Source organism: Peptoniphilus sp. BV3C26, from assembly GCF_000478985.1.
Classification (GTDB): Bacteria; Bacillota; Clostridia; order Tissierellales; family Peptoniphilaceae; genus Peptoniphilus_B; species Peptoniphilus_B koenoeneniae.
Genome location: NZ_AWXB01000004.1, coordinates 20,393 through 32,040, shown reverse-complemented (window position 1 = coordinate 32,040; position 11,648 = coordinate 20,393). Strand labels below are relative to the sequence as shown.

8 protein-coding genes are annotated in these 11,648 nt (G+C 32.7%); all 8 read right to left on the bottom strand.

What is annotated here, in order from left to right:
* Positions 1–4,549, bottom strand: a 4,549-nt coding sequence (locus HMPREF1253_RS00280; RefSeq protein ID WP_023054763.1) for an InlB B-repeat-containing protein, incomplete at its 3' end; no start/stop codon positions are given.
* 365 nt (positions 4,550–4,914) lie between these two features.
* Complete coding sequence (locus HMPREF1253_RS00275; RefSeq protein ID WP_023054741.1) at positions 4,915–5,664, bottom strand: Nif3-like dinuclear metal center hexameric protein; 750 nt, start codon at positions 5,662–5,664, stop codon at positions 4,915–4,917.
* Positions 5,639–6,331, bottom strand: coding sequence for a class I SAM-dependent methyltransferase (locus HMPREF1253_RS00270; protein WP_023054750.1), 693 nt, complete (start codon positions 6,329–6,331; stop codon positions 5,639–5,641). Before HMPREF1253_RS00270 ends, HMPREF1253_RS00275 begins: the two co-directional genes overlap by 26 nt.
* Positions 6,328–7,419: an RNA polymerase sigma factor RpoD gene (rpoD, locus tag HMPREF1253_RS00265; RefSeq protein ID WP_023054756.1), complete on the bottom strand. Its 1,092-nt coding sequence runs from the start codon at positions 7,417–7,419 to the stop codon at positions 6,328–6,330. The genes HMPREF1253_RS00270 and rpoD overlap by 4 nt, the downstream gene beginning before the upstream one ends.
* A complete protein-coding gene (dnaG, locus tag HMPREF1253_RS00260) occupies positions 7,412–9,202 on the bottom strand; it encodes a DNA primase (protein WP_023054753.1) in 1,791 nt (596 codons plus the stop codon). Before dnaG ends, rpoD begins: the two co-directional genes overlap by 8 nt.
* Positions 9,183–10,211, bottom strand: coding sequence for a deoxyguanosinetriphosphate triphosphohydrolase (locus HMPREF1253_RS00255; protein WP_023054764.1), 1,029 nt, complete (start codon positions 10,209–10,211; stop codon positions 9,183–9,185). Before HMPREF1253_RS00255 ends, dnaG begins: the two co-directional genes overlap by 20 nt.
* On the bottom strand, positions 10,211–11,026 hold the full coding sequence (locus tag HMPREF1253_RS00250) for a pyruvate, water dikinase regulatory protein (protein ID WP_023054757.1): 816 nt from the start codon (positions 11,024–11,026) through the stop codon (positions 10,211–10,213). The genes HMPREF1253_RS00255 and HMPREF1253_RS00250 overlap by 1 nt, the downstream gene beginning before the upstream one ends.
* Positions 11,026–11,643, bottom strand: coding sequence for a helix-turn-helix transcriptional regulator (locus tag HMPREF1253_RS00245; RefSeq protein WP_023054758.1), 618 nt, complete (start codon positions 11,641–11,643; stop codon positions 11,026–11,028). The genes HMPREF1253_RS00250 and HMPREF1253_RS00245 overlap by 1 nt, the downstream gene beginning before the upstream one ends.
* Positions 11,644–11,648: the final 5 nt, after the last annotated feature.

Below are 11,648 nucleotides of genomic sequence, written 5' to 3'. Positions count from 1 at the left end.
TTGCAACTGGTGTCTTAGCTGGTACTGTTGGGTCAGTTTGATCTGCTGTTGTCTTTTCAGCTTTCTTAACTGTTTGTGCTGGTGTTAATTTACCAATTTCTTTTCCATCTTTATCTGTTACAGTTACTGATCCGTCATTAGCTACAGTTATTGTTGCATCTTTTGGTAGATTTGGATTTGCATCTTTAACAGCATCTTCAACAGCCTTCTTTTCTTCGTCTGTTAACTTAGATGGGTCAGCTACTTCAACTGGTGCTTTTGGAGCTTTAATATTTTCAATTACAGTATCGGCTTGTGAAAGTTGTCCAACTTTTTGGCTGTCTCCAGTGCCTTGTGTAACTGTTACAGCTCCATCGTTAGATACTGTAATACTAGCATCTTGTGGAAGAGTCGGATTTGCTTTCTTAACTGCTGCAATAACTTTATCCTTTTCTTCTTGTGTTAAGTTTGTCTTATCTTCAACTAGTGTTTTTTCTGGTGCTTTTAAGGCAATCATTTTATCATCAGCTGTTGCTTGTTTAACTGTTTTATCAGCTGGGATAGTTTTATTTCCAGCTGTTCCCATAGGTACTGTTACTGTACCATCATCTGCGACTTGGATTTCGTCATCTTTAAAGCCTAATTCTTTATTAGCTGCTTTTACTGCATCTTTAACAGCTTGTTTTTCTTGTTCTGTAAGGTTATTTTTATCAGCTACTGTTGTTATTGCTGGGTTATTTAATGTTTTGCCAGCTCTATCAAATGGTTTTACTGTGTCTTTTCCTTCTAATGTTCCTGTCTTAGTACCATCTGTAACTGTTACATTACCCTTACTGTCAACAGTAACTACTGCATCAGCACTTAATTTGCCTTTATTAGCTTCTTTAACTGCTGCAGCGACTTTATCTCTTTCTTCTTGTGTCAAATTAGTTACGTCTTTTACTTCAGTTTTTTCAGGAGGAGTCAAATTAAGAATAGTGTCTTTTTGTACAACTGTCTTGTCAGCTGGGATTGTTCCAACTTTACCACCTTGATTGATAGTTACAGTACCGTCATTTTCTACTGTAATATCTTCATCTTTGAAGTTTCTATCTGGGTTAGCATCTTTTACAGCTTGTTTAACTTTTGTTTTTTCTTCATCTGTTAATGCGTTTTTATTTTCAACAGGTACTGGTTTTTCGGGTGGTTTGAATTCATTAGTAACTTCTTTTTGCTTAACTGTCTTTTCTGGTGCTAATGTTCCAGTCTTGCCATCTTTAGTTTTTACAGTTACTGTACCGTCGTCTGCAACTGTAATGTCAGCTTTTGTTAGAGTTGAGTTAGCTGCAATAACAGCCTCTGCTACTTTGTCTTTTTCATCTGAAGTTAAATTCTTAGTGTCTTTTACTTCAACAGGTGTTGGAGCATTTAATGTTAATTCTTCAGCAGTCTTTTCCCAAACTGCATATACAGTTTTTGAATCAGTTACATTTTTCAATATATCAGCATCAGCTTTTGGAGCGTCTTTTGTTGCTGCCCAACCTAAGAATTTATATCCATCTCTCTTAGGTGCTTCAACATTTGCTAAATCGCTGCTTTGCTTAGTCATTTCATCTTTGTCGTCTGTAAATTTACCGCCGTTAGCATCAAAGGTTACTACCTTATCATTTGTATAGATAGCATATACAACTAAGTGTTTTTCAACAGGACTAGTACTTGTAAATACTTGATCCTTGCTAAGAGCATTAAATCGAGCTGTTGTTACTGTTGTAGCTCCTAAAGCTGTCTTACCTGCTTCAGTAACCCAGCCTAAGAATGTTTTTGTTCCTGATTTTGGTGCTTCTGGGAACTTGTCGCCAGTGTTTGCTTCAACATTATCGCCTTCGAAGCCGTTAGCTGTGTAGCCTTTTTCTCCGTAGAACTTAACGTTGTCTGGTACAATCTTAACAGCTTTCTTTGTATTATCTGCAAATTGACCATCTGTTGTATCAAATAATACTCTTGCTCTAACTCTTGTTTCATATAGGTCAGATGGTAGTGATGATCCGTCTGATGCAGTTGAAACAAACTTAATATCCTTTTTAAGTTCAAGTTTAGTTTCAGTCTTATTATCTGAATGATAAGGAAGCATCTTTGTTAAATCTACCTTATATTCATAAGCCTTATATGTTTTTTCTTCTTCATTAAATTGAGCATCGAAGATGTCTGCTTTTTTAATAGTTACATTTTTTCTTACATCGCCACCGACTAAGTTTCCATCCTTATCGTATTCGTTTTCGGCAGCTTGGACTTTTGCGTAAAGTTTTCCAACTCTATTTTCTTCATAAAGAGTTCTTACTTTACCGCCGTCATATTTAGTGTAACCAACAATTTCTTTTGTGTCTTTCTTAAAGTCAGCATTAGTTCCAGTAAATGCTCTTGGATCTTTATAGAAATCATCTGTTCCATCTGCATAGTCATTTGTAAATAAGACTTGATATGGAGTGTAAAGTGATTTGTTTATAGAAAGGATTGCTGACTTATCAGAGTGGTCAGTCCATGCTATTTTGTTTGTATTTTTTATCTTGTCTATATTTACATACTTAAACCATGATGTTTTAGAATCAATCTTATTGCCGTTATTATCATAGGCTTCTACAATAATGTCTTTGCCTGGCTCTAATTTTTTTGTGTTAATCCAGAAATTACCGCCTGAGCTTAAGATTGATGTATTTGGTAGTCCTGTTAGAACTTTGTCATTATCTTTATATTGCCAGAAAGTTCCTACTTTCGGTGTAGTGAAAACTAGTTCTTTTTGTTCAGTTTCATCTTTTAAAGTATATTTTAATTTAAAGGATGCTCCTCTTGGAAGATCTGTATAAAGGTGCATATTGATATTTCTATCGTTTTGTAATGTTAATGTTGCTGCGCCTTCATTTAGATTACTGCCATTGTGCGTTTCAAGGAAGTTTACAGGGCCGGCAAAGGTTGAATCATAAGGCATGTAAATCTTTAGACTTTGTCCAGCCTTTATTGTAGCACCTTCTCTAAGTGTAAATTTATAAACACCTTCTGCAAATTTTGTGATGCTATCAACAGCTTCCTTGCCGGTAACGAAGCCATTGTAATAACCTTGTTGCTTTCTTGATATTGCTTGGTCACCACCAATGTGGATCATAATTTGATCTCCGGCTGGTTTAGAAGTTGTATCTATTAAGTATGATTCTCCCTCTGGGACTACATAATCATTAGCATATTTCTTTTCAAAAACTGTCCAGCCTTTGTTGTTAGGGTTAGTCCAACCTGACATAGTAGAGTAGTTAAGTTTTCTTACTTTGTCGCTGCTAAAAGTATCTTCAAACTTACCCTTGTCTACTACATAATCAATCGCTGTGATGTAAAATCCCTGAATCATAGTATTTTGGTCATGTTTTGGGACTTGTACTACTTTTACGCCATCTTTACTGAAATCACTTGTACCGATAACTATATAAGCTAATTTTCCATCAGCAGAGTAGTTTATCTTATCTTGTGGTATTCCAACATTTTGAGTAAATGGAGATAGTTCTCTAGCGACAGTCATTATGTTGACATACCCAACATTTCCCTTAAAATCAGCTTTCAAATATTTAACAAGATTAGCATCAAAAACTTGTGTATAAGCAATTGGTTCTCCACCAACAGTAGGCGTAGCAGCAAGACCTTCTCTTTGACCCATGTATTGAGTTCTAATTATACCTAAGTTTGATGTGTCACTATAGTCTTTTGGATTTGCAATAAATTCTGACATAAAAAACTCTTGATTTGTTGCATTGTTACTGTCGGCTTGCAAACCGCCCTTTAAAAATAAAGAGTTTACCTTATCAGCTAAAGAAACACCTGTAGTCTTAGTATAAGTTGAGTAGTCCATAGAGGATTTACCCGGTGCATAAGCGTATACTTTCGAATAGTCATCAGTTGTTATTCTCATTTGGACAATAAAGTTTTCATTGCCCAGACTATTTAAGTCAATGCCCTCTTTTAAAACTAAATTAATAGGCAAATTCTTTCTTTGGTTAGCTCTACCTCCAACAGCGGATGGCAAATCAAAAGACCTACCGACAATTCCATTTACATTTTCAAGTTTGTATTGAGTCTTACCATCTCTGCCTACAACATGAGATAAATCAAAGTCGACGAACTTTTCAAGATCCCCAAAATTAATTAGAGCCTTGTGCCAAACAGCCGAAGCAGCTTGTGTCTTTTCTTTGTAAACAAGCCTAATTACGTATCTTCCGTTTGCGTCAATGAACATACCATCATAGTCGATGTCGTTCATTTGAATTGGATCAGATGTAGTTACTCTAACTAAAGTTTGGGAGTCCTCCACCTTCCAACGAGACTTGTCCTTGATTTTGTTTTCCCAATTGGCTTTAGTGTAGTAGGTTGCACTTGAAATAGCATCTGCCGGTCCACCTCCCCTCATGGGTTGCCAAGGTGCCATGTTATTTGCCGCAGGTTGTTCTATACGACTTGTCGGTTCATTTGCCATAACATTGTATGGTATTGATCCGAAAGCTAAAGACACTGCCATGGCCATAGCAACTGGCCTTACTAAGTTTTTCTTCTTCATACCTTCTCTCCTCTCTAATCCATATGCTAAATTAAATTTTATATGTTGTAAATTTTACTAGGGTTTAGCATAAAATATTTCATTTCATATGGATTAAATTTAAATGTGAATTTAGGTTTTATGCTTATAAATACATAAGCATTATTGTTTTTATACCCCCCCCCATAGCTAAAGGGTATTTTAATATATAACTAGCACTATCATTATACCCCATCCAAGGGTTAAATTAACTATAAAAAGAACAAAGTAATAATAATTTCCTTATTTTCCAAATAATAAAAAGTGTATAGAAATTTATAAAAAAATACCGGAGAAAAATTATCTTCGGTATTTTTTAACTTTATATGTTACTCAATTTTAGTTTTTTATTTTATTTGAAAATCACTTTCTGCTATATCCACTTCCAAATTTTTAAATTCATTTAAAAGTGATTTTTTTAATTTTTCCAAAACAAATTTTTCGCTTGTATAATGACCCATATCCACAAGAGTAAGGTTATTTTCATAGGCTTTTTGCCCATCATGATATTTCACATCTCCTGTTATAAAGGCATCACAGGTTTTTGCTTCTTCAAAAAAATCCATGCCACTTCCTCCGCAGATGGCAACTTTTTTTATTTCTCTTGGTCTTCCATAAATTTTTACATTATATTTTTTTAGACTGTTTTTAAATTCTTTAAAGGATAAAGCTTTTTCATACTGACAAATGTATCCCATTGTATAGCCTGATTGACCTTGTCCCAAGGGACCGATTATTTTTAATTTCAGTTCTTCACATAGAGCATCATTTACTCCGCCTTTTACTGAGTCTAAAGAGGTGTGGGCTGAATAAATGGATATTCTATTAAAAATTGCTTTTATTATATTGTCTGAAAGATACTGACCCTCCACAATGGATTTTAAGCCACCAAATATCATGGGGTGATGGCTTAGTATTAATTTATAATTTTCTTTGATTGTAACGTCTATTACGTTGTCTGTAACGTCAAGTGTAAGCATGACTCCTGGGGTATCTTGATCAAAATATAATTGACTTCCAGAATTGTCCCAATCTTCTTGCATATATTCTGGTGCAATACTTTTTATAAACTCAATTATTTCTTTTACTTTTGCCATTTATAACCTCCTTAAAATAATTATTTTCTCCCTTAAGCTCCATGTATCTTATTAAGGGTTTTTTTGTGTTACCTTTTAAATTTTCCATAATTTGAAGGTTTTTTTCTATTTTAAATTTTACAAAGTTTATGGCTTCTTCCTTATTTTTTTCTAGGGCTTTTAAGGGCAAGAGATTTTCATATTTTTTTAATTTTCTAATTTTTCCGTCATATTTTGCTACTATTATTTCAAAGTATCTTTTATCTTCAAATATTACTTCTTCATCAATTATTTCAAAGCCTCTTTCGCAAAGATAGGTTCTAAGTTCTTCGCTTGCTTGCATAGGTTGAAGAATAAGTCTTACATTTTTTGCAATTTCAGAGGATTCTTCCAATATTTTTGAAATTAAAATTCCTCCCATGCCTGCAATTATAATAGTGTTTACTTCATCTTTTTCTAGGATTTTTATTCCATCGCCCACTCTAAAATCTATGTTCTTTATATTTTTAATTTTTGCCAGCTCTATAGATTTCTCCAAGGATGCTTTTGAAATATCTGTTGCTATTATTTTTTTTATTTTTGTATTCTCTCTTAAAAAAACAGGCACAAATCCATGATCTGTGCCTATATCTGCAATATTTTCGCCTTCTACATATTTTGCAAGGCTCAAAAGTCTTTTTGATATCATTCTAAATAATCCTTTAATTTTCTGCTTCTGCTTGGGTGTCTTAATTTTCTTAATGCTTTTGCTTCTATTTGTCTTATTCTTTCTCTTGTTACATCAAATTCTTTTCCAACTTCTTCAAGAGTTCTGCTTCTTCCATCATTTAAACCGAAACGAAGGGTCAAGACTTTTTTCTCTCTGTCTGTTAAAGTTTCAAGAACTGATCCTAATTGTTCTTTTAAAAGTTGAAATGTTGCTGCGTCTGATGGAGATTGAATTTCTTCATCAGGTATAAAATCTCCAAGATGTGAGTCTTCTTCTTCTCCTATGGGGGTTTCAAGAGAAACTGGTTCTTGAGCGATTTTTTGTATCTCTCTTACTTTTTCAACTTCTATATTCATTTCTTTTGCTATTTCTTCTGGTTGGGGATCTCTTCCTAGCTCTTGAACAAGTTGTCTTTGTACTCTTACAAGTTTATTTATTGTTTCTACCATGTGTACTGGTATTCTTATTGTTCTTGCTTGGTCTGCTATGGCTCTTGTTATGGCTTGTCTTATCCACCAAGTTGCATAAGTTGAAAATTTAAATCCCTTTGTATAATCAAACTTTTCAACTGCTTTCATAAGTCCTAAATTTCCTTCTTGAATTAAATCAAGAAAAGACATTCCTCTACCTACATATCTTTTTGCTATGGAAACTACAAGACGTAAGTTTGCTTCTGCCAGTTCTTTTTTTGCAAGAAATTCTCCCTCTTCCATTCTCTTTGCTATGGACACTTCTTCATCTGCTGTTAAAAGGGGAATCTTCCCAATTTCTTTTAAGTACATTCTTACTGGGTCATCTACACTTATGCCCTTGGGAACAGAAATTTCCTTTTCATCTTTCTTTTCATCTTCGTTTTCAGGTTTATCATCATCTAAAAGTTCAATCCCAGATTCTTCAAAGTTTTTATAAATGTTATCTATTTCATCACTATCCATTTGAACTTCATCAAGAGCATCTATTATTTCATCATAAGTGAGGTTGCCCTTTTTTTTACCACTTTGCATAAGTGTATCTATTATTGATTCTTTTGATTCGGGAATATCATCATATTCAATCTTATCAGTCATATAAGCCTCCCTTTAGTTTATTATTAAGCTCTGTAAGTTTCTTTGATAAATCTTCAAGAGAAGGACCCTTGGGGTCAAAATTTTTGATTTTATTCAAAATTTCATCTCTTTTTTGCTCTATTTTATTGATTTTAATTGCTTTTACTAAATCTTTTATAATTGCATCTGCATTATAAGTATCAATCATCACTTCATCAAGTTGTCTTTTGAAACTTTCAGAAATATACTTTTTCTCCAACAAGTATTCTATTTTATCATTTACTTTTTTTTCGTACAAGTCATCTAAATTTTCAAAAACCCTTTTTGCATCGGGATCTTCAAAATCTTCAAGATCCAATTTTGCCTTTAAATTATAATATAAGTCGCTACTATAGAGGGCGTATTTTATAAGTAGAAGCTCTCTTTGATTTTTCCCTGAAAATATCCTTTTAGGCTTTATAAATTTTTTTTCAGTTTTAAAGCTTCTTAACTTATTTTTTTTGCTTTCTCCATAATTTTTAGAATAAAGAGAAATATAATTCATTATGGCCTGTCTTGTAATTTTATACTCTGAAGAAATCTTTGTAATGTAGACGTCCCTTTCTATGGGATTTTTAAGACTTGAAATAAGTTTTGCCACTTCTGTTGTAAAATTACTTTTTCCAAGGGATGAATTTAAATCAAAATTTGCTTTTATATTTTCGATTTTATAATCCATAAAATTCTTGGCTTCTTTTAAGCAAAGTTCAAAATTTATTTTTCCATACTTTTTAATATACTCGTCAGGGTCTAAATTGTTTGGCAAGCTTACAATTTTAGGCGCTATATCTTCGGATCTTAAAATTTCAATTGCTCTTTGAGTTGCCTTTATTCCTGCTGCATCTCCATCATAACAAATTAAAACTTCTTGTCCGTATCTTTTAATTATTTTCGCCTGGTCACTTGTAAGAGCAGTACCAAGACTTGCTACACTATAATTTATACCACTTTTGTAAAGAGAAATAACATCCATATAGCCCTCAACAAGTAAAATTCTTTTTCTTTCGCTATTTTGTGAAACTAAATTTAAGTTGTAGAGATTTTTCCCCTTGTGAAAAACTATTGTATCTCTTGAGTTTAGGTATTTAGGTTCTGATTTATCCATTACTCTTCCGCCAAATCCTAAGACTCTTTTTTTTGTATCAATTATAGGAAACATTATTCTATTTCTAAATCTATCATAATATCTACCCTTATCCGACTTACTTATTAAGTTGTAGTCTGTAAGTTCTTCTTCGGTAAAGCCTTTTGATTTTAAAAAGTTTTTTAAACCGTCCCAAGAGTCATCTGCATAGCCTAAACCAAATGTGTTTATTGTTTTTTCTTGAATGTCCCTTTTTTCCAAATATGAAAGAGCTTCTTTATTTTGTTTTAGCTTATTCATAAAATAAAGGGCAGCAAGCTTATTTGCCTCATAGCATCTTTCTCTTTTATTAGTTTCTTCTTTGTAGTTTACGTTTTGTTTTGATTCTGCAAGTTCAATACCATACTTATCTGCAAGAAAAATACAGGCTTCTCTAAAATTCATGTTTTCTCTTTTCATTACAAAAGTAATGACATCTCCACCTGCATGGCAACCAAAGCAGTGAAAAATTTGTTTTGAGGGGCTCACTGAAAAAGATGGGGTTTTTTCACCATGAAAAGGGCACAATCCCATATAGTTTGCGCCCCTTTTTTTTAAGTTGACATATTCAGAAATTAAATCTACAATATCCGCTCTTGATCTTATTTCATCAAGAACGTCATCATTTATTATTAAGCTCACGATTATCCCATCCCTTAGGAATATATATTTCTGCAAATACATTTATAGCATAAGTATCTGTCATTCCTGCTATATAATCAGTTACTATATCATCGTCTGTATGATCTATATTTTCATAGATTTTTAAATGTTCTTTAGGAATTCTATTTAAATCTTTTTTATAAAAACGATATAAATTTTCCAAAAGTCTATTAACTTTTTCATCTTCTGCTTTTACAATTTTATCTAAATAGACCCTATTAAACATAAATTGTCTTAGTTTCATTGTTGCTTCATAGTAATCTCTATCCATTTCTATAAGAGCTTTGCCATAACTTTTTCTAATAATGGCTGTTATCATGGAGTTTATTCTTTTTGAGTGAGTGTCTCCCAAAATTTCTATTAATTCTTTAGGCAGATCTTCATTGGATAAAATTCCTGCTCTTATAGCATCGTCTATGTCATGATTTATATAAGCAATTCTGTCTGCATATTTAATAATTTGTCCTTCAAGACTTGAAGCTAAATTACTTCCACTGTGATTTAAAATTCCGTCCTTAACTTCTTCTGTAAGATTTAATCCTACTCTATCTATTTTATTTTCAAGAAGCTCTACTACTCTTAAACTTTGTTCATTGTGTCTAAATCCATTGGGATGAAGTTTATTAAGGACTGCCTCTCCACTATGACCGAAGGGTGTGTGGCCTAAGTCATGGCCAAGTGCTGTCGCTTCTACTAAATCTTCATTAAGTTCCAAAGCTCTTGCTATTGTTCTTCCAATTTGAGCAACTTCGAGGGTGTGAGTTAATCTTGTTCTAAAATGATCTTTTCCTGGAGATATAAAAACTTGAGTTTTATGTTTTAGCCTTCTGAAAGATTTTGAATGAATGATTCTATCTCTATCTCTTTGATATTCAGTTCTTATTAAATCCTTTTCTTCTTCTTTTTTCCTTTTTGTCCTGTCGGCAAAGGAGGCATAAGGTTTTAAAATTAAATGCTCAAGTTCTTCTCTTTTTTCTCTTAAATTCATTAAAGACCCTTTCTCTTAATGTGTTCAAGAATTATTTCTGCAGTTTCTTCAATAGCCTTGTCAGTTACATCTATAACTATACAGCCTATTTCTTCCATTATTTTTTTTGAATACTCAAGTTCTTCTCTGATTCTATCAAAATTTGCATATCTTGCTCCTGATGAAAGACCCAAAGACTTTAATCTTTCTTCTCTTATTGTTATAAGTTTTTCTGGTCTGCATATAAGTCCTATTACCCTATCTACATCTTTTTCAAAAACTTCTTTAGGAACTCCTACTTCCGGCACAAGAGGTATATTTGCAACTTTATAAAATTTATTTGCAAGATACATGGAAAGAGGAGTTTTTGATGTTCTGGAAATTCCTACAAGACAAATATCAGCTTTTCTTGCTCCTCTGGGATCTTTTCCGTCATCATATTTTACTGCAAATTCAATTGCTTCAACTTTCTTAAAATAATTTTCATCAAGTCGTCTTATTAATCCTGGTTCACGCAATGGAGGATAGCCGAAAATTTTTTCTATTTCAGCCATAGGCTGACCCATTACATCTACAATGTGTAAATTTAATTCTTTAGCTCTATTTTTTATAAAAGTTCTTGTTTCATCTACAACATTTGTGTAAAAAATAATAGATTTTTCATATTTTGCAGCTAAATCTAAAATCGGTCCTATTTGTTCAACGCTGTTATGGTAGGGAAATCTCTTTATCCTAAAGTTTGATGATTCAAATTGTTTTACTGCGGCTTTTGCTATTAATTCTCCTGTTTCTCCTACAGAATCAGAAATAACAAATATATTTAAAAAATTATCCATTACTTTTCCTCCATTTGTCCAAATTCTACAAATAAATCCAATATATTTGTCTTTGTCCACCTGCCAAGAACTTTTCCATCTTCATCGACTACAGGCATGCCGTCAAACTCGTGAACAAAAAGTTCTCTTGCGGCTTCATAAACATTCATTTTAGGATCTATTGTTATTATGTTGGGCATTCTCGTCATAATAATATCTATAGGAGTTTTAGTAAGTTCCATATTTCCAAGACTTGCTCTGATTAAATCTTTTCTTGAAACCACTCCCTTTATATAAGAATTTTCAACAATAAATAAAGTTCCTATATTATTTATAAACATTTCAACTATTGAATCATAAATACTAGTCCCGGTTTCAACAGCATAGGGAACGCTCATATAGTCTTCAACAAGATTATTTCTAACTCTATCACTAAATGATTTTAGCTCCACCATGCCCTTATAAAAATAGCCATACTTAGGTCTTGCTCCTAAAATATCAATCATTGTTAAAACTGCCAAATCAGGTCTTATAGTTGCTCTTGATAATTTTAATGTATCGGCAATTTCATCGCCTGTTATAGGCTGAGATTTTTTAACTATATCTACAATTTTTACCTGTCTTTTGGATAATTCCATTTTTC